Below are 20,162 nucleotides of genomic sequence, written 5' to 3'. Positions count from 1 at the left end.
CCCCTGCTCCCCTGCTTCCCTGCTCCCCAACCCCACTACTGCCCAAGTTCTTTGATGTTATTCATCACTTGTTGGTATAAGTCGTTGTTACCTTGACTTTGAAAAATACTTGCTGCTTGTTGTAAGTCTCTGAGCGCCCCCTGTTTGTCTCCATTGGTGGCGCGGGCATTTCCTCGGTTATTGTAGGCAGGGGCAAAGTTACGATTGAGGCGAATGGCTTGATTGTAATCTGCGATCGCACCCTTGGGATCTCCATTGGCAGCACGGGCATTTCCTCGGTTATTATAAGCGATCGCATATTTGGGGTTGAGGAGAATCGCTTGGTCAAAATCGTCTATTGCCCCTTTTTTGTCTCCATTGGTGGCGCGGGCATTTCCTCGATTATTGTAGGCTTCGGCATAGTTGGGATTGAGGCGAATCGCTTCACTGTAATCTTTAACTGCTTCTCTGTTGTTTCCCAGTGAGGCGCGGGCATTTCCTAAGTTATTGTGGGCTTCGGCGTCGTTAGGGTTGATGCGGAGTGCTTGATTGTAATCTGCGATCGCTTTTTCCTTGTCTCCCAAATCAAAGTAGGCTAATCCTCGCGCGTTGTAGGCAGCGCCATACTGAGAATTTTGACTAATTGCCTTACCATAAGAAGCGATCGCAGCTTGCAAGTCGCCGTTTAAATGCTGATTCTTTCCCTGAAGATAAAATTCCCCACCATTGGAAGTTGTAGCTGAACCACGGCTAGGTTGACTAACTCCTATTTCTGTTACTAATACATTGTCATTTTTACTACAAGAAATACTGCTAGTTGCTGTCAATGTAGTAAAAATAGCTATGGTAAATAAAGTATTTACCCTTGTTCGCTTTTGCCCAAATAAACGCCGTCTCATAAGTTAATATAAACTGCCATAATACCTAAATGGAATTAGTACCAAAATCTAGATTTTAATTCTTTTGATAGACCTTTCAAGTTAATTGACAAATTTCTCTAATATTTTAGAGATTTATCAGAGAAGGTAGGAGGAAATAATTATTAAATTTCAATATTTATTCTTCACAATAACTCTATGAATTCTGACATTTGTAGCCTGATGAACAATTTACTCATCCTCAGCTTCACTCTCTTGAGTTTTGGGAATTAGCCGCCAAGAGGTATTTTTGTCAATATCTACAGATAATTGTTCTAGATTTTGCCCTAAATCTTTTTGGAGTTTTTGAGTTAGTGTGACTGGAAAATCTAAATTAATACCTTGAGTTTGGGCTAGCTTTGCCAATTCTGTAAATGCAGCTTTGATGGTAGTCCGTTCGTAACTAGTCAGCTTATAATCATAAGTTTCTGATATATCCTGAGCCTGCATCGCTTTTTTTATACGTTCTTGCAAATGCTCAAATTCTGAATTCAACAACTTCCACTGCTGCTCAACTTGCGAGTATCTAGCACTTAGCGAGCTTAAGTCTTCTGTTGCAGGTTCGGGGCTGGCTTGGGCTTGTAAGCCTAACAAGTTTAGGTGAATTTGAGCAAGATAAATGCAGTCTAGGTAAGCATACTCTATCTGTTCTTCAGTCAGAGGGCGTTTTGCCCAATCACTTGTTTGTTCTTGTTTATCGATATTATTAAAGCTACAAAGTGCTGTAGCTATAGTCTTGAGTTGGTAGTTGGGTAATGGCAAAAGATAGTAGGGAATTTTTTTGGCCATTTCCAAAGTGCAAGTAATATTTTTGGCTTTCTTGCTACCGAGAAATTTTAGATCGTAACTCGCGTTGTGAAAAACTTTTTCAATGGCAGAATTTATCATAATTTGATCGATAAATTCAGCTATAATATTAGGCTGGTCTAATACATCTAAAAGATAGACGCGATCGCCACTCATATCTTGAGGATTATCTAATACCTGAATCAGCGATAATCGGGGATTACGACTTTTATAGTCAGCGACTTCTGTATCTATCCACAGGGTTTTAGCGTTTGTATATTCAGCGACAATGGCACGAATTTCGCTAGCCGAAGTAAGGTAGGGCATTGACTAATATTTCCTGATATTTAAGGCATTGTAAGTAAGCCATAGTTTTATAAAGTAACATTTTGTTGGTAAGAATGCTTATACAGGATTGCAAAAAGGCTGAAGTTTGAAGTTCTTCATAGACATCGCCAAATTAACTCAAATCTGATAACATCGAGTCACTACTGTGGAGTGGCATAGTCTACCATCATAAGAGCTACTCAGCATCTACATTAAATTCATCGAGAGCCACAGACTGTGTGTAAAGCCATCCTGGTTAGCAGCCGTCAGAAAAATTGAATTGACATTTCTCAAAACCGGGTGCAAAATCTTAGCTTCAAGAAATCGTCTAAATTTCAATTTTCAGTAACCTGAGTTATTGCTGAAGCACTTTTGCGACTTCACTTTTAATTGTTTTTTTAAATTTGCTCCTCACCATGACACACACCTCAATTAACCGCTTCAAGTATTCAATTCGGAGATAAATAATGAAAAAACTAATTCTATTAGTAGTTAGTAGCATTTTGGTAGTTGGTACTTTTGGCTGCCAAGAGGCTCCTAAAACTGGTTCAGAAACTCCTAGCACAACTAATGAAGCCGCTCAAGCACCAGCAAAACCAGCTTCGCAGACAAATCAAACTGCCAAAGTTCCAGAAACACAAACTACTCCTTTAGCAGCTAATACAGGTACAAAAGTTAAAACCGATTCTGAAAACACAGCAGCAACAAAAGTTAAGAGTGACTTAAAAACTGAAGTTAGCGCCAAGTTGAATAAAGGCTTACCAGGTAACAAGTTACAAGTTGAAAATAAAGAGGGTGAAATTATCCTCAAAGGCACAGCGACTTCTGTTGAAGAACTCAAAAAAGCTGAAACCTTGGCAAAAGAAGTTCAAGGTGTGAAGACAGTGAAGGTAGAAGCAAAAGTTGATACTGTTAAAAAGCCATAAAAGAATAACTGAAGCTTTCAGTTAGCATCGGCATGAAAGCCAAACAGAGACTTACACAGATGTAAGTCTCTATTTTTACTTACTTAAATAAAAGTAAGGAATGAGTAGTTGATACCACTTGAGTAACTTTATAAAGTAGTTCTCAGTTGAATAAGGTAAAAAAATTACCTACAACCTTCTAAGAGGATGTTTGAAATTCTATATTTTCATCTTTCAACTTCCATTATTTGAACCTCGATAAATTCGCTCCATCTGTTCTGGAGAAAGTCGTCTCATTGGAAACCATTCAAATTCGGAAATAGACACCTTCTCATAAGGTTGAACATCATCCTGCTGGTTTTGAGGGGAACGCATTATTACATTGGTATTTGGAACTTGACCCCTGAGCGGCTCATCTATTTCTGATTCTGGAAGCTGAGTTTGAGGCAAAACATAAGCATGTTTCTGGGGATCGTATGCGAAAACTTCTCCTGTTTCAATGTGATAAATCCAAGCATAAATGCTGAGTTCTCCCCGATAGAGCTTAGAGTGAATCACTGGATATGTCCGCAAATTCTCAATTTGAGTCAGAACATTTTCGGCAATCATAATCTCTAGCAATTCTTCTCCGTCGTAGTCACTGTAGTGGTCTATAACTAGCCTTCGAGTTGCTTCTGCATATTTAAGCCAATCATGTACAAGCGGCATTTCATCGCTGAGATTGTGTAACTTCATTAATCCTTTCATTGCACCGCAATGAGAATGACCACAAATAATAATTTGGCGGACATCTAAAGCTTGAACAGCATATTCAATTGTCGCACCTTCACCGCCATTACTTGCCCCATAGGGTGGAATGATGTTACCTGCATTGCGAATGACAAATAATTCACCAACTTGGGCTTGTGTAATTAGATTTGGATCGAGACGAGAATCAGAACAGGTAATAAATAATACTCTAGGCTTTTGACCGTGTGAAAGTTGCTCAAATAATTTTTGATGTGTCGAAAAATAGCTAGATTTAAATTCGCGCAGACCTTTAATTAATTTCTTCATTACTAAGTTCTACAAATATTTGAGGTTAAGAACCATATCACAGACAAGAGATTGGGTAGTAAAGATGACTTTCCTTCTACGTTTTTTCAATTGTAAAGATTACTTTATTATAAATTAATTTGGTGCTTTTAATATCCTCTACCATTTGGTTGAGTTACTTTTTCTCTTGTTCCCCTCAGTTCCTTAGCAGGTAATATTACAGTGTGAGAATGCCTTGAGCGTATTTCAAACTAGTTATATGCTGAGATAAAAATGCGATCGCTTTGTTGTCACGATCGACCGAGGATGACAGAACCAGATAGATGATTCAAACTATACCAACTGATTCTCCTTCGCACTTAAAGTATCCTGAGATCGTGTCTGGTTGAATAGTTGTAATTAAGACCGACACAAAAACACGTAAGCGCAGAGATTTTTGAATTATAAGTAATTAGTCAGACATGATATTATCTGCTCTGGGAAAATTTGATGGTCAGTTTGCGACATCAAAATTTTTGCCGTACACTGAGCGATCGCCTGCGGTAAGCCTTTTGGGTGAAGCTTGCAGGCTCACCGCAACGCGTTTACTATAATTTCCAATTCTCTGCCTTACCCTCTTGCGAATTCTTAATTAGTTGATACACTTGTTCTTCATTAGCCCAGGGAACCAGCGCCTATGGTGCACATCAAGCGCGTGGAACTTACGAACTTCAAATCCTTCGGTGGCACTACTTCTGTCCCTTTGCTACCGGGGTGTACTGTCATATCTGGGCCAAATGGTTCGGGTAAGTCTAATATCTTAGATGCACTGCTCTTTTGCCTGGGACTCTCCAGTTCTAAGGGAATGCGAGCCGAACGCTTGCCGGATTTGGTAAATAACACTCAAACCGCAAAAGGACGTGCTTCGATTGAGGCAAGCGTCACGGTGACATTTGATTTGTCGGATGAAATTTCACACAAAGACACAAAGGCACAAAGGCAGGAAGTAGAGGAAGTAGGGGATGCAGGGGATGCAGGGGAGGCAGGGGAAGCAGGGGAAGAAAATCTAAAATCCAAAATCGCTCGACTGAGCGAAGCCGAAGTCCAAAATCCAAAATCGGCAGAGTGGAGTGTTACTAGAAGGCTACGAGTCACTCACCAAGGGACTTACACATCGAATTACTATATTAATGGTGTACCTTGCACGTTAACAGAGTTGCATGGGGAACTAAGTAATCTACGGGTTTATCCTGAAGGCTACAACGTGGTACTGCAAGGGGATGTCACCAGCATTATCTCGATGAATGCGCGGGAACGACGGGAAATTATTGATGAATTGGCTGGAGTAGCGGCGTTCGATCGCAAAATTATCCAAGCCAAATCAACTTTAGATGAGGTGAAGGAAAAGGAAGATAGCTGTCGGATTATTGAAACGGAATTAACTGCACAGCGCGATCGCCTTTCCCAAGATCGGGCGAAAGCTGAGAAATATCAAAAACTCCGCACAGAATTTCTAGCGAAGCAATCCTGGGAAGCTGTTTTATCATGGCGATCGCTACAAGCACAACAAGAAAAATTAGTTCACGAAATTCAAACAGGCGATCGCAATTCTACTGAACTCACTACCCAACTCACCAACCTAAATTCCGAAATCGTCCAAAAAACTGCGGAACTGGAACAACTCAATGCCCACGTCAAAGCATTGGGAGAAGAAGAACTTTTGGCAGTACAATCTACCCTCGCCACCCAAGAAGCAGAACGTAAACAACTCCAGCGTCAGCTAACGGAATTACAAACAGCTTCCCAAGAAACCGCCAAACGTCTGCTTCAAACTCAGCAAGAAATTCAAAAACACCATCATTCCCTAGAAGAAATTGCCGAAACCCACATTGTAGAGACGCGATTCATCGCGTCTTCCCAACACCAAAGGAATGAAGCCCACCAAGCCTTAGAAACCTCCCGCGAAGCCGCCGCAGAAATCGCCTCGGCTTCAGAAGCCTGGGTGCAGCAACAAACAGCATTCAACCGTCAAATTGAAGCTTTACTGCACACTCTAGAACCGCAACGCACCGAACAAGCACAACTCAGGGAACGCAATAATCAGTTACAGCAGCTTATCCAAGAGCAAACCCAGTTAATTGAACGCGACGAACCGCTATTAGCAGAAAAACAAACTCAGTGTAGTGGAGTTGAAACGGAATTTAACACCTCTAGCGAACCCATCCAAAACTTAGCCCAAAATCTCTCAGCCACAGAACAAGAACTGCAAATTCAACAGGAAACCCAAAAACGGTTACTTTTTGAACAACGAGAAAAACAACGCCAGTTGGATAAAATCGAGGCGCAAGCGCAAGCACAGCAAGAAGTCCAAGGAACCCAAGCTAGTAAAGTCATTTTACAATCGGGCATACCTGGACTTTGTGGCTTAGTTGTGCAGTTAGGAAAGGTGGAACCCCGCCATCAGCTAGCCTTGGAAATGGCTGCTGGGGGACGCTTGGGACATATTGTGGTGGAAGATGACAGCATCGCCGCAGCCGGGATTGAATTGCTCAAACAAAAACGTGCAGGGAGAGCAACTTTTTTACCACTGAATAAAATTCACGCTCCCAAATTTACTCAAGATGCAACGCTGCGTTTTGCTAGCGGCTTCGTTAACTATGCTGTGAACTTAGTCGATTGCGATCGCCGTTACAAAGATGTCTTCAGCTATGTTTTCGGTAACACCGTGGTATTCGCCAACCTAGAGGCGGCGCGGAAAAATTTAGGATTGTATCGCATCGTCACCTTAGACGGGGAGCTTCTGGAAACTAGTGGTGCAATGACTGGTGGTAGTAACACCCAGCGTTCGTCCTTGCGGTTTGGCAATGCGGAAGCGGCGGAATCTGACGAGGCGATCGCTTTAAGAACTCGCTTGGTGGACATTGAGCGGGTTTTAGAGCGTTGTACGGAAGCGATCGCTACTTTGTCAGCCAGAACCAAAAAACTCACCCAAGAACTCACAGAAGCGCGTCAGGCGCGGCGCGAACAGCAGTTGCAATTGGAACAGTTGCAAAAAGATATTAAGAATTTGACAGCGCAATTAGAGGGGACGCGATCGCAACTCGCCCAAAACAGCGAAAAATTAGCCACTGCTCAATCTCGATTAGAAATTTTAGAGCGGGAATTACCTGGGCAAGAAAATGAATTGCAACAATTGCGACACGCCTTAGCAGAGTTAGAGGCATCCCAAACCCCCAGCGAATGGCAACAAATCCAGGCAACCATTAAAATCCAAGAGCAACAATTGCAACAACGCGAAACAGCGTTACGAGAAGCTGAACAAAGATTAAAAAATTTAGAAAATCAGCAACAACGTTTGCAAGAAAAAATCCAAGAAGCAGAAACGCGAATCACCGAATACGAAACCCAACAAATCTCTTGTAGAGACGCGATGAATCGCGTCTCCACACAAACCACAACGATAGACGAGCAAATCACTCAAACCCGTTTATCGTTAAATCAAATGGAGCAAAATTTGGGAGAAGAGAAACAAAAACGCGACGCTACAGAACTGGAAGTGCGATCGCACCTTTTGCGCCAACAACAATTGGAATGGGAAATCCAAAAACTCCAAGAAACTCAAGAGAAACGGCGGGAAGAACTAATTGCACTGCAAAGCCAGTTGCGAGATGTGGGAGCAGAATTACCAAATCCCTTGCCAGAAGTTCCAGATAAGGTAGATTTAGAAGAATTGCAGAAAGAATTGCGATCGCTTACCAAACGCTTACAGGCAATGGAACCTGTAAATATGCTGGCGTTGGAAGAATACGAACGCACTCAAAACCGCCTCCAAGAACTCACGCAAAAATTAGAAACACTAGAAGGAGAACGCACCGAACTACTTTTACGGATTGAAAACTTTACCACATTGCGGCAACTTGCCTTTAAAGAAGCTTTCGATGCTGTGAACGAAAACTTTCAATCAATTTTTGCCATTCTTTCCGACGGCGACGGCTTCTTGCAACTAGAAAATCCCGAAGATCCCTTTAGCAGTGGACTGAATTTAGTCGCACATCCCAAAGGTAAACCCGTACAGCGCCTAGCTTCCATGTCTGGGGGAGAAAAATCACTCACAGCCTTGAGCTTTATCTTTGCCCTGCAACGCTACCGTCCATCGCCATTTTACGCCTTTGACGAAGTAGATATGTTCCTAGATGGAGCAAACGTAGAGCGATTAGCTAGAATGATTAAACAACAGTCACAACAAGCGCAATTTATAGTTGTGAGTTTGCGTCGTCCGATGATAGAATCAGCCGAACGCACAATTGGCGTTACTCAAGCACGAGGAGCTTACACTCAAGTTTTGGGGATTAAGTTACAATCATCCAATACATCTGCTTGAGTTTTTGTTAATAATAGTGTATAGATAAACCACGTAATGTGTGACTTTCTCTCAAACCTAACCCCCAAACCCTTCCCTACCAGGGAAAGAGAGCAAAAATCAAAGCCTCTCGTTCACTGGGATAGAGAAATGGAAGTGGGGTTACAAGAATTAAGTTGCACGTCGCGTTAAACCGGATTCGAGATCAGGACTCGGTATAGAATGACCTCCGAACAGATAATTAGGCGTTCCGACATATTAAATACCCAGGTGATTACCCGCGACAACGGCAAGCGGCTAGGCATCATCAGTCAAGTCTGGGTTGATATCGATCAACGAGAGGTTGTGGCTCTTGGTTTGCGAGACAGCCTGATCTCCATTTCGGGCATACCGCGCTATATGTACCTCAACAACATCAGCCAGATTGGTGATGTCATCCTGGTTGATAACGAAGATGTCATCGAAGATATCGAAGTTGAATCTCTCAGTAATTTGATTAACTGGGAAGTAATTACAGAAACAGGTGAAGTATTAGGCAAAGTTCGCGGCTTCAAGTTCAACGGCGAAACTGGGAAGCTTGAATCTATAGTCATTGCTTCTTTAGGATTGCCCCAAATTCCCGATCAATTTGTAAGTACTTACGAGTTCTCAGTCGATGAAATTGTCAGCACTGGCCCCAATCGGTTGATTGTGTTTGAGGGAGCCGAAGAACGAGTAAACCAGTTGACAGTTGGTTTACTAGAGCGGTTGGGTATCGGCAAAGCACCGTGGGAGCGAGATATAGAAGAAGAATACGGCTATACTCCACCACGCCAAGTTGCACCAGGTAATCAATTGCCTAGCGGAGTGCCATTACAGCCACCCAGGCAAAAAGTTCGCGCTCCTGAACCCGTAGCGCGGGAAGAAGAATGGAATGAAGACTATGTGGAAGAGGAAAGGCCACAGCGTCAGGTAATGAAGGCGCGGCAGTATGAATCTATTCAATACGAAGAAGATGAGGAAGAAGATAACTGGAGCGAGGCAACAGGCAGCGACAGGTATCAACAACCGCAGCCGCTAAAGTATGAAGCCCAGCCCTATAACAAGCCTTATGTTGACGAATACGATGATTATGACGACGTAGACGGCGATGCTTGGGAAGATGCACCAAAGCCTGTGAATATTCCTAAGAAAGTCAAGGAAAGACAGCCAGAATACGAAGAAGAAGGCGGGTATTAAGTAATTCGTAATTCGTAATTCGTAGTTCGTAATTCAACCGGAAAATTAGGAAGTATTTTAAGATTAATTCAGCCTTTTCCTTACTTACAAGGAGAGGGCTAATTTTTTAGCGAGGTTCGAGCCAGTTTTCTACTTTTAAATTAGGAACACGGGAAAATTCACGGATGTTAGCGGTAATGAGAGTTAGAGGATGTTTGAAAAGTCCTCTTGTCGGTATCAAAAATTTTAGATCCCCCTAAATCCCCCTTAAAAAGGGGGACTTTGATTCCGGTTCCCCCCTTTTTAAGGGGGGTTAGGGGGGATCTAAAAGTGCCTAAAGTCACAGCGAAACACTTTTCAAACAACCTCTTAGAGCAAGGGTTAAAGAATGGGCAGCAATTAATAAGTCGTTAGCTCCAATCGGTTTACCTTGTTGTTCTAAATCAGTGCGGATTTCTGCGTAATATTGCTCTACAGGATGAGTTAGGGGTAGTATTTCAATACTATCCAAAATTATTTCAAGTTTTTCTATGAGCTTTTGGGAGTTCTTCTTTCTAGCTCCAAATCTTGATTCACAAGCTACTATAATACTTGTACAAATTTTGTCTTCTCCGACATCTTGAATTTTTGAAAATACCACTCCTCTGGGGTTTTTAATTAGTTCAGAAATAATGTTTGTATCTAACAAGTATAAATAACTCATTTTGAAAACTCAATATCATCTAAGGGTAATAATCCTTCGTCCACGTCGGCAAAGTCTTCGTCCAGTGGTTCAAGGGTGGAAAGGGTTTCCAGGAGGGATTTTTTCTTGATGGGGGAAATGATGGCGAAGGGGATACCGTTTTGGGTAATAGTGAGGGGTTCGCCTGTTTTTTGGGCTTGGTTGAGTAGGGTTTGGATGGTTTCGGGGAGATCGGAAAGAGTGATTTGTGTCATGGTGGGTTCTGGGGTTAGCGGATGGGGACTTGGCGCACATCTATTTTACCTGTGACGGCGTTGGTGATGAGGGCATCGATCTCGCCAGTAAATTGGCAATTCCCTTTGCACAAAATCTATCACCACTGAGGATTTGCCATAATTAATGCCGTCGCCTGAGAGCTATCTAATGGATGGGAGAACAAATATCCCTGCCCATATTCACAGCTCAATTTTTTCAACATTGCTAGTTGCTCTACTGTCTCCACCCCTTCAGCGGTAACATCCACGCCTAATTTGTGTGCCAATGTAATAATTGTCTGAACAATATCTAAATTTCCATGATCAAAAATGCTCCCACTAACAAAGGAGCGGTCTATCTTCAACTGATTAATTGGAAAGTGGTGGAGACGACCTAATGAGGAATAGCCCGTACCGAAATCGTCAATTGCCAACTTAATTCCTAAATTTCTCAGTTGCTTTAACCTGATGATGGCTTTATCGTTGTTTTCCATAATTACGCTTTCTGTAATCTCCAGTGTCAAACTCGGTGCGTCTAGTCCAGTGTCTTGTAGAACTTTATTGATGTGCGGCAGCAAGTTTTCTTCACTGAACCTAGTACTACAAAGATTGATACTAATGCTCAAGGGAGACTCAGGCAGATCATCCCCACAGCTAGAGGATAATTGCTCTTGCCACTGCTGTATCTGACCGCATGCCTCATATAAGACCCACTGCTCAATAAAGATAATTAGCCCGGTTTCTTGGGCAGTTGACATGAAATACTCTGGCAAAACAATGCCGTGTTTTGGATGTAGCCAGCGCACAAGCGCTTCAAAACCAGTTATTCTACCGCGACTGAGGGACACTATCGGTTGATAATAAACCCGAAACTCTTGAAGCTCAATGGCTCGGCGTAGCTCATTAATCAACTCTAAGTGTGCCATTGCTTGAATATGCATATCAGTGTTAAAAATCTCATAGCACGCCCTGCCTTGTGCCTTAGCTCGGTACATCGCAATATCGGCATCACGCAAGTAATCTTCTGGTTGTTTATAACTTGTTGTGCTTAAAGCAATGCCAATACTCCCTGTAGTAGAGACTTCGTGCCCGTCTAGAACTACAGGAAGTGCCAGATTCTTTTGTATTCGCTCAACAACCGCTATCACTTCTAATACATCTTTAATTCCCACTAGCAAGATGATAAACTCGTCTCCTCCCAGCCGTGCAGCTATATCTGTAGAGCGCAAGTATTCTTGAAGCCTTTGAGCAACGGTAAGCAGTAATTGATCTCCAAATGTGTGTCCCAGGCTGTCATTGATCACCTTGAAGCGATCTAGGTCTAGAAACAAGACAGCAAATAGATAATCTGGATGCCGTTTAGAATAATTGACCGCATCTTCTAAGCGGTTCATAAATAAAGCGCGGTTTGGGAGTCCCGTCAGTACATCGTGAAACGCAAGATGTACCAGTTGTGACTTGGCTCGTTTATGCTCTGTAATTTCACTCAGCAACTGCTGATTTGCTTTTGCTAGTTCCACTGTGCGTTTTGCCACTCGTTCTTCAGCTTGTTTAGCTTCGCTGAGATTACGCAGCAACCAACGCCAGCCGATCAACTTTTCTTGTGAGTCATACACTGGAGATACCCTGATACTAGCAGGAAAGGGTGTACCCAAGCGTGGCTTTATGTCCATTATGCAGTCCTGTAGCTGCTGCGAATTATTGATTAGGGAGCGAAATATCTGACGGTCTTGTTGAGCAATAAATACAATTAATGGTTTACCTACCAGATATTTTTGGCGTATAGAGAGCATAATTGCTGCTGCATAGTTAGCCTCTAGGATCTTCCCTGCGGTATTAGTTACTAAGTAACCATCCGGCGCAAAATCAAATAATTCTTGGTAACGCTGGCGTTCTCTCTCTGCTCCCGCTCTTGTTACCTCTAACTCCTCGGAGGCAGCCAATAGTTCTTCCACTGCCATTTGGAGTTCATCGAAAGCTTCTATCATTAGATCGTGTTGTGAGTTTGGTTGAGTTGCAGTGCGCTGCCATATTCCCCTTACCCGCGATCGCAATTCCTCTATCTGCTGGCTAAAGTTATCTACATCCATGTTGCTCGATCTGCAAAACTATGAAGCGTGGGTGTAAGCAATCTCAGTATCAATAAATACTAAGGAAATTGCATCTATAGCAGGATATACTTTTAGTAATTATACTAATTGTCTGTGTGCATATCATTTTGACTTGAACGCTAAAACAGTTTGTAACTAATTAGTGAACTAGTCAGAAACTCCCCAAAAACTGCTAGCGTCAAACAATATTGTTGTGGATCTTCGAGCTTGAAAACCCGTTCTAATTACTGGCAACTACTGCCTTATATCCGACTCCAGTGGCAAACCATTACTAAGGGAATTATTGGTATCTTGGGATACGTGCTAGCTACTTTAGTATTAATTAATCTTGCTGGTAAATTGGCAATTCCCTTTGCTCAAGGTAATGTAGTCGCGATCGCTCAAATAACTGGCAGCTGTGCTTTAGTATTTCTTGTGAGAGGCTTGTTTCAGTCTATACAAGATATGTACATGGCGAAAGCTGCTTTGCGAGTTGCTTTTCATCTCCGCCAGCAAGTCTACGCACATCTTCAAAAGCTAAATCTCAGCTATTTTGAAACGGCAAAAGCTGGTGATTTATCTTACCGCCTCACCGAAGATGTTGACCGCGTTGGCGAAGTGGTAAATAAAGTATTTCACGACTTTATCCCCTGTTTTTTGCAGTTGCTAGCAATTCCGATTTACATGATTTATCTGAATTGGCAACTGACATTAGCAACAGTGATAGTTGCACCACTCATGGGTATTTTAGTTGGCTGGTTTGGCGAACGCTTACGCAAGTATTCCTTAAAAAGTCAAAATCGCGTGTCGGGTTTATCAGCCATCCTCGCGGAAGTTTTCAACGGTATTCGTTTAGTACAGGCTTTTGCTGCCGAAAATTACGAAATTGCCCGCTTTGGCCATGAAGCAGAACGCAGCCTCAAAGCAAAATACTCAGCCGAACGCCTGAAAGCGATTCAGATTCCTATTATCGGATTTCTGGAAGCCTTAAGTGCGTTATCGTTACTGATTGTGGGAGCGTGGCAAATTTCCCAAGGTAACTTGACAGTGGCGAATTTTTTCAGTTATCTGGCGGCGGCGGCGCTGTTAATCGATCCTATTGGTCACACAACTAACAACTACAACGAATTTAAGCAGGGTGAAGCATCTGTTGACCGCATTTTTGAATTGATGGCAATTCAGCCGACGACGATCGAAAAGACAAATGCGATCGCTCTCCCCCCAGTCAACGGCAAAGTAGAATATCGTCATATTTCCTTCGCCTATAAACCGGGTGAACCTGTATTAAAAGATATCAATTTATTAGTATCGCCAGGTGAAGCGATCGCACTTGTGGGTGCTTCTGGTGCTGGTAAAACTACATTTGTGAATCTCTTACCCCGTTTTTACGACCCGGAAGTTGGGCAAATCTTCATTGACGATGTTGATATTCGGGATGTGAAACTGCATAGTCTGCGGCGACAAATTGGGATTGTTCCTCAAGAAACCATCATGTTTTCGGGGACAATTGCTCAAAATATCGCTTTTGGACAATATATTTTTGACATAAAAGCAGTTAAAGAGGCAGCAAAAATTGCTAATGCCCATCAATTTATTAGCCAACTACCAGAAGGTTATAAGACTTGGGTAGGCGAACGTGGGGTAAACTTATCAGGAGGACAAAGACAAAGAATTGCGATCGCTCGTGCTGTTCTGCTCAATCCCCAAATTTTGATTCTCGATGAGGCGACATCAGCATTAGATTCCGAGTCAGAAGCGTTGGTACAAGAAGCGCTGGAAAGATTGATGGAAAAACGGACGGTGTTTATTATTGCTCACCGTTTAGCGACAGTTAGAAGGTGCGATCGTATTTTAGTTCTCGAACAGGGAGAAATTGTCGAATCGGGAACCCATGAAGAATTATTAGCCTTAGAGCGTCGCTATGCACGGTTTTATGCTCAACAGTTTAGTTAGATGTAAGGGAGTTTGAGGTTTTGAGACAACCGAATTAGTTTTTGAGTTCACAAAATCTATTTTTGAGTTAGAAGAATAAGTATCTATGTATTCAATACCCAATACTGTCGTACCAAATACTTCCATCTTCCATAATGGTATTACTAAAAATAGCCTTACGAATGTTATAAAAGCCTTCGACCGAACGCAAATCGGCATTGGTGAAGTTAGCACCATCGAAAGAGGAGTGGTTCACGAAAGCATCCCTGAGAATAGCATGGCTGAAATTAGCGCCATCAAAACCGCATTGGTACATTTCGGCTCTGCTCAGGTTGGCGTTGACAAAGGAAGTATTGATGAAGTTAGCTTGACCACCTCTAGCCTCACTTAAATTAGCACCGTTAAGGATGGCTTCATTCAACTGCGTTCCTTCCATATAAGCTCCCCTGAGATTAGCCCCAGTGAGATTGGTATTGTCCAGGTGAGCAGCTTCCAAAAAGGCTCCTTCCAAGTTGATCCCACTCAGGTCAGCCCCACTCAGATCGACCGCTCTCATGAACAAACTAGTTCTGCTGCAATTAACACTCCAAGCGAAGTTTCTTTCTCCCGCTTCATACCTATCCGACATTTCTTCAATATCCATAACTCAACTTCTGTATTAACTAACACGTATAAATATATTAGTTAAAGGCAGGGGAAGAAGAACTATTGATTATTGATTCAATGCCCTTCAGGAGTGCTGAGTGCTGAGTGTTGAGTCCTGAGTGTTGAGTGGGGAATCTCACTTATTTACTCAGCACTCGGAACTCGAAACGGGCTAAACGTCCCGCTGACGCTAACGGAACTGTTTTGCCCAATGCCCCTTATTAACTATCTCCTAGACTGAATTGCCTGGATCAACTCATAAAAAGGTTGCCAATTATCTTCTTGAGCAATTGATTCCCAAATAGATTCAATTACTGGTCTTAATAATACCGTTTTGGGATTATTAACAGCTAGAGTTTGGGTAATTATATCGGTGCGATCGCTATCAAAATCATTCAAGATTTTGTAGTATAGTATGCACCAATCATCAAAAATTGCTGATGCGCCCGGTACAGGTACAATATCTGAACTATTCATTACAAAACCTGGTTCATCTCGCCATTTAGATGAAAAAGTGCGAGCCATCTCATAAAAGAATTGATGATAACCAACTTGGCTTGCTTTCAAGAATTCAATCGTGAGATTTAAGAGTTCTTCAGCTTGTGGATGTTGCAACTCCACAAAACCCAACTTTTTCAACATCAACGAAGTGTATTCAGCTTGATAATACTCATCAAACCTAGCTAAACTAGCCTCCATATCGCCTTTATTAATAATTGCCTTGAAGGGTTCCTGGAGCATTTCTAAATTCAGCTTGCAAATAATTGGTTGATTGCTGTAACAGTAGCGCCCAGAATAGTCAAAATATGCAGCTATAAAGTATGGGTCATAAGTAGGGATAAATGCATAAGGCCCATAATCAAAGCTTTCTCCTGTAATCGACATATTGTCAGTATTCAGGACTGCATGACAAAAGCCCGCCGCCATCCACTGTGCTACTAATTCTGCAACCCGTTTAACTAATTCGGCGTAAAACAGGGCATATTTATCTTCTTCAGCATTTAAGTGTCGATAATACTGCTCAATTACGTGGTCTAACAACTTCTTAGTTAAATCTGGACGCTGGAAATAGTGCAGTCGCTCAAAAGTGCCAAACCGAATATGAGAACTGCTCATTCTAATCATCACAGATGAACGCGTAGGCGAAGGTTCATCGCCCCGCCAGAGTGGTAAACCTGTTTCAATCATGCTCAGACAGCGCGAAGTACGTACACCCAAGTAGTGCAGTGCTTCCGCAGCCAGCACTTCCCGCACCCCGCCTTTGAGCGTGAGCATACCATCGCCACCACGGGAGTAGGGCGTTCTCCCAGAACCTTTAGTGCCAAAATCGTATAATTTGCCATCATTGGCGCGTACTTGCCCGTAGAGAAAGCCTCTACCATCACCCAACTGTCCGTTATATTCACCAAATTGGTAGCCGTGATAACGCAATGCTAACAACGGTTTGCGTCCCTGAAATTGGCCAAAGGCTGCGATGAAATCTTCGTCTTTGACTACTTGGGGGTCTAGACCGAAACGGGGTAATAGTTCATCGTTACGCCAACGCAGGAGGTGTTGAGGAAATTCTGCCGCTGCAACCTCATCGTAGTAGTCGCCTCCTAGAGATTCTAAGGCGGTTTCGTAGTTGAGGGTGAGAAAAGGATTGCTAGAATTCTTGTCGTTTGGAGTTTCAGCCAGAGTCATTACGAGCAAAGCTAATTCATTCTTCCTTTAATACTACCTCTGGCTTCAGCATCATCAGCATAGACGCAAAAAGCGATTCATATCTAAAATCTGGCAGGCGCACAAAATAACCAACTGAATTTTGGTTCTTGACTCCTGGCTGCCGACTTCTGTTTTGATAAAGTTTTGCATATAAAAAAATAAGACTGGCTCAACCGAAGTTTGGATAAAATCTGCCAGCCTTCTGAAACTTAAACTTACAGCTATTTTCAGGTAAATAGACCACGCGGTAGGGGCACAAGGCCTTGCGCCCCTACTTCGATGTTGTTTGTGATACCTGTGAAGCTAGAATTTTTTTCACTTGCAGGTTATAAGCTTGCAAAATTGATTGAACCTGTTTCTGTTGATCTTGATTCAGATCCAAAGATTTTAACACTATTCTGATTCTCTGACGGGATTGCAGTGCTGCCTTAAATTTAGTATCTTGGGATGGGTTTAATAGAGCCTCAATATCCTTGTCTCTTTGCTGGCGAGCCGCTTGGATTTGTAAGCGCTGTTGATTTGTGAGTTTGATTGGCTGGTGTGATGCAGCACTAGTCTGAGTTTTTAAGGCTGGTGTAGTGCTGGGATTTGGGCCTGGTGCTGCCAAGACAACTCCGTTTAAGACGGTAGCAAAAGCGAAGATAGTAGAAAAGACAGATAAGCGCTTTATAGAATTAATGAGCATTTTAAAAAACTCCTCAACTGCTTAAGAAAATTGGACACAACGGCTAAAGCTAACTTTAGTAACTAAGCTTGTTAGCGAACAAATATTACTATTGCATTTGCCTGTGGAGTTGTTGTGTATTTATGATGAATTTACTATGAATTTGTAGAGGTTCAGAACTGATAGATTAAATTCATTCTCATATAAATATGATAGTATTGCGAATAGCTGTAAGATGGGTATTACTCAAAAATTACAAATGAGTATTTGAGTGCAATTTAAGAATGAGTTACTTGGATAAATTGACTAAACAAGGTTAATTATTATGAATGATAAAGAAACTTATTTAAAAGCAGTTTTAATGGATAAACAAAATAAATTCTATTGACAATAATCCTCAGCTTTTTTAAAACTTAGGTTCTTTCCAATAAGGATTTGTAAGACTTGTCAAAATATGATCTTCCCATTGTCCATTAATTAACAAATAGTCTCTAGCGTATCCTTCAACAACAAAACCAAGTCTTTTGAGTACATTACCACTGCGCCGATTGTGAGGCATATAGTTAGCCATAACTCGGTGAAAATTTAACTCTTCAAATAGATATTGAGTTGCAGATTTTAAACCCTCTGTCATATATCCTTTACCTTGTTTATTTTCAGCAAGGCTATATCCCACATAGCAAAAATGAGCGGCTCCTCGGACAAAATTACTAAAGTTGACCGTTCCAATAACTACGGTAGGATTTTTTTTTGTAAAAACAAATAGTTTTAACGATTGCCCATTGATAAATTCTAGAAAACTATTCTCTATCTGATATTGCCAATATTCTTCAGTGAAAAAACCATCAGCCCAAAGAGGGTAAAATGGAGTGAGATAAGTTTTGTTATCAATGAAGTACTTGAGAATTTGGGGTATATCTTCATGGATCGCTGCTCGTAATAATAGGCGATCGCTTGCAATTATTGGCAGTTCTGATATCATAAATTACTTAATCGGTGGGATCTCTTCCCAGAACATTCTCTAAATTTTGTAAATTCTCTCATAGTCTGCGGTTTAGCAGCAGTTAGATTAGCTGTCTGTCTCATTATCAGGGCTTACGCAAGTGTCATAGTTTTTTCATAAAGTTTGTTAATAGTCAGGGGTCAATTAACTGATTTTATATAGACTTTGAACTCTTGACCAGCATGACCAAGCCCCGTTGGGGCGGGTGTAGGGTGTAGGGTGTGGGGTGTAGGGTGTGGGGTGTAGGGTGTGGGGTGTAGGGTGTGGGGTGTAGGGTGTGGGGTGTAGGGTGTGGGGTGTAGGGAAAGAAATAGCCCCAGCCCCAACAACCAGTGGGATACATTGCATTGGTCGGGGTCTCAAGCCCCGTTAAATGCTGTCTTCCCTACACCCTTCCCCCTACACCCTTCTTGTTGACAAAAGATATATGTATGCCCAATGCCCTTTATAAAAGATGGGGTGAGTATTTTTGCTCTTAATCTGCCATTCAACCAAAATCTTGATAAGCTGATGTCTAATATCTAGAGCGGAAGGATTGAGAGCCAATGGGTGATAAAGCACAGTCCAGGGTACAACTTCGATAAAATAGCTTTGCCCAAAGGCTGTACCGCAGCAGATTTAAGCAAAAGACAGCTCAAGATTTAACCCAGTCTACAAGAAGGATAGTGATGTGGTGGGAATACGCTACGATTGGCAGGAATTAGAGATTCGGGCGATATACAACACGCCATTGCTAGAGCTTATTTATCAAGCTGCTAGCGTGCATCGCCAATATCATGACCCAACAAAAATACAAGTTTGTAAGCTTATATCTATCAAAACCGGAGGTTGTCCAGAAGATTGTAGCTACTGCGCCCAATCTTCCCGCTATAAAACAGAGGTAAAGGCGCAAGCACTCCTAGAAAAGGAAACGGTAGTTAACATCGCCCAGAAAGCTAAAGAAACTGGTGTTAGTCGCATCTGTATGGGTGCTGCTTGGCGCGAAGTCCGGGATAACTCACAATTTGAGGAAGTCCTGGAAATGGTCAAGGATGTGACTGCAATGGGTTTAGAAGTGTGCTGCACTCTGGGTATGTTGACGGCAAATCAAGCCAGGAAATTGTCAGAAGCAGGACTTTATGCCTACAACCATAACTTAGATACCTCGCAGGAATATTACAGCACAATTATTACCACGAGAACATATAGCGATCGCTTGAACACAATTGAGAATGTCCGTCAGACAAATGTCACTGTCTGTTCCGGCGGTATCCTGGGCTTAGGCGAAACAGTCGATGACCGGGTTGGGATGTTACAAACTCTGGCAAACTTACATCCCCATCCAGAGTCCGTGCCAATTAATATTCTTTCACAAGTACCGGGAACACCCTTAGAAAATCAGCCTGATGTCCCCATTTGGGATATTGTGCGGATGATTGCCACAGCCAGAATTTTAATGCCAGCTTCCGATGTGCGTCTTAGTGCCGGAAGGGCGAGACTTTCTCAAGTTGAGCAAGCTTTCTGCTTTATGGCAGGAGCTAATTCTATCTTTTCCAGCGACGACAACAAAATGTTGACGGTGACAACTCCCTGTCCAGATTACGATACTGACCGAGAAATGCTGAATTTACTTGGTTTGGGAATGCGTCCGCCTTCCCAAAGACAGGAGAAAGTAGCAAGTTCGGCTGTTGTAGGATAAACATCTGATTGTGGGATAGCCCTTT

At 42.3% G+C, this 20,162-nt stretch carries 17 protein-coding genes; 6 read left to right on the top strand and 11 right to left on the bottom strand.

Annotation, left to right across the window (positions count from 1 at the left end; translation table 11 throughout):
* Window positions 1-35 precede the first annotated feature (35 nt).
* Both AC1F2U_RS24150 and AC1F2U_RS24145 read right to left on the bottom strand, forming a co-directional pair.
* Window positions 36-878, bottom strand: coding sequence for a tetratricopeptide repeat protein (locus AC1F2U_RS24150; RefSeq protein WP_480263390.1), 843 nt, complete (start codon window positions 876-878; stop codon window positions 36-38).
* Between the two features lie 210 nt (window positions 879-1,088).
* Entirely contained in the window at window positions 1,089-2,009 is a 921-nt protein-coding gene (locus AC1F2U_RS24145; protein ID WP_480263389.1) for a ribonuclease D, read from the bottom strand.
* Between the two features lie 467 nt (window positions 2,010-2,476).
* On the opposite strand from AC1F2U_RS24145, the gene AC1F2U_RS24140 reads away from it, so the two are divergent.
* Window positions 2,477-2,935 carry a BON domain-containing protein gene (locus AC1F2U_RS24140; RefSeq protein ID WP_480263388.1) on the top strand — a complete coding sequence of 153 codons (459 nt, stop codon included), beginning with the start codon at window positions 2,477-2,479 and terminating at the stop codon, window positions 2,933-2,935.
* Window positions 2,936-3,148: 213 nt separating this feature from the next.
* On the opposite strand, the gene AC1F2U_RS24135 is transcribed toward AC1F2U_RS24140, so the two are convergent.
* Complete coding sequence (locus AC1F2U_RS24135; protein WP_480263387.1) at window positions 3,149-3,970, bottom strand: carbonic anhydrase; 822 nt, start codon at window positions 3,968-3,970, stop codon at window positions 3,149-3,151.
* 655 nt (window positions 3,971-4,625) lie between these two features.
* On the opposite strand from AC1F2U_RS24135, the gene smc reads away from it, so the two are divergent.
* Window positions 4,626-8,309, top strand: coding sequence for a chromosome segregation protein SMC (gene smc, locus AC1F2U_RS24130; RefSeq protein ID WP_480263386.1), 3,684 nt, complete (start codon window positions 4,626-4,628; stop codon window positions 8,307-8,309).
* A gap of 201 nt (window positions 8,310-8,510) precedes the next feature.
* Window positions 8,511-9,506: a PRC-barrel domain-containing protein gene (locus tag AC1F2U_RS24125; RefSeq protein WP_480263385.1), complete on the top strand. Its 996-nt coding sequence runs from the start codon at window positions 8,511-8,513 to the stop codon at window positions 9,504-9,506.
* A gap of 319 nt (window positions 9,507-9,825) precedes the next feature.
* Here AC1F2U_RS24125 and AC1F2U_RS24120 read toward each other — a convergent pair whose 3' ends face one another.
* Window positions 9,826-10,188: a PIN domain-containing protein gene (locus AC1F2U_RS24120; protein ID WP_480263384.1), complete on the bottom strand. Its 363-nt coding sequence runs from the start codon at window positions 10,186-10,188 to the stop codon at window positions 9,826-9,828.
* Entirely contained in the window at window positions 10,185-10,421 is a 237-nt protein-coding gene (locus tag AC1F2U_RS24115) for a type II toxin-antitoxin system Phd/YefM family antitoxin (RefSeq protein ID WP_118167264.1), read from the bottom strand. The genes AC1F2U_RS24120 and AC1F2U_RS24115 overlap by 4 nt, the downstream gene beginning before the upstream one ends.
* Between AC1F2U_RS24115 and AC1F2U_RS24110 the strand changes: the two genes are divergently transcribed.
* Window positions 10,415-10,567, top strand: coding sequence for a hypothetical protein (locus tag AC1F2U_RS24110; RefSeq protein ID WP_480263383.1), 153 nt, complete (start codon window positions 10,415-10,417; stop codon window positions 10,565-10,567). The two genes, AC1F2U_RS24115 and AC1F2U_RS24110, sit on opposite strands and share 7 nt — an antisense overlap.
* On the opposite strand, the gene AC1F2U_RS24105 is transcribed toward AC1F2U_RS24110, so the two are convergent.
* Window positions 10,541-12,511 (bottom strand): putative bifunctional diguanylate cyclase/phosphodiesterase, encoded by a 1,971-nt coding sequence (locus tag AC1F2U_RS24105; protein ID WP_480263382.1) that lies wholly within the window; start codon window positions 12,509-12,511, stop codon window positions 10,541-10,543. The two genes, AC1F2U_RS24110 and AC1F2U_RS24105, sit on opposite strands and share 27 nt — an antisense overlap.
* A 228-nt stretch (window positions 12,512-12,739) precedes the next feature.
* Between AC1F2U_RS24105 and AC1F2U_RS24100 the strand changes: the two genes are divergently transcribed.
* Entirely contained in the window at window positions 12,740-14,464 is a 1,725-nt protein-coding gene (locus AC1F2U_RS24100) for an ABC transporter ATP-binding protein (protein ID WP_480263381.1), read from the top strand.
* A 91-nt stretch (window positions 14,465-14,555) separates the two neighbouring features.
* On the opposite strand, the gene AC1F2U_RS24095 is transcribed toward AC1F2U_RS24100, so the two are convergent.
* The 5 genes from AC1F2U_RS24095 to AC1F2U_RS24075 form a co-directional block, all read right to left on the bottom strand.
* Entirely contained in the window at window positions 14,556-14,999 is a 444-nt protein-coding gene (locus AC1F2U_RS24095) for a pentapeptide repeat-containing protein (protein ID WP_480263380.1), read from the bottom strand.
* Window positions 15,000-15,313: 314 nt separating this feature from the next.
* Complete coding sequence (locus AC1F2U_RS24090) at window positions 15,314-16,771, bottom strand: protein adenylyltransferase SelO (RefSeq protein ID WP_480263379.1); 1,458 nt, start codon at window positions 16,769-16,771, stop codon at window positions 15,314-15,316.
* A 292-nt stretch (window positions 16,772-17,063) separates the two neighbouring features.
* A complete protein-coding gene (locus tag AC1F2U_RS24085) occupies window positions 17,064-17,477 on the bottom strand; it encodes a hypothetical protein (RefSeq protein WP_480263378.1) in 414 nt (137 codons plus the stop codon).
* A 385-nt stretch (window positions 17,478-17,862) separates the two neighbouring features.
* Window positions 17,863-18,438, bottom strand: coding sequence for a GNAT family N-acetyltransferase (locus AC1F2U_RS24080; protein ID WP_480263377.1), 576 nt, complete (start codon window positions 18,436-18,438; stop codon window positions 17,863-17,865).
* Between the two features lie 165 nt (window positions 18,439-18,603).
* Entirely contained in the window at window positions 18,604-18,807 is a 204-nt protein-coding gene (locus tag AC1F2U_RS24075) for a hypothetical protein (RefSeq protein WP_480263376.1), read from the bottom strand.
* Window positions 18,808-19,129: 322 nt separating this feature from the next.
* On the opposite strand from AC1F2U_RS24075, the gene bioB reads away from it, so the two are divergent.
* Window positions 19,130-20,137 carry a biotin synthase BioB gene (gene bioB / locus AC1F2U_RS24070; protein WP_292733636.1) on the top strand — a complete coding sequence of 336 codons (1,008 nt, stop codon included), beginning with the start codon at window positions 19,130-19,132 and terminating at the stop codon, window positions 20,135-20,137.
* Window positions 20,138-20,162 lie beyond the last annotated feature (25 nt).

This window comes from Nostoc sp. LEGE 12454, assembly GCF_056620565.1.
Note: the sequence above shows the minus strand (reverse complement) of the source record. Positions and strands in the feature narration are given on the sequence as shown.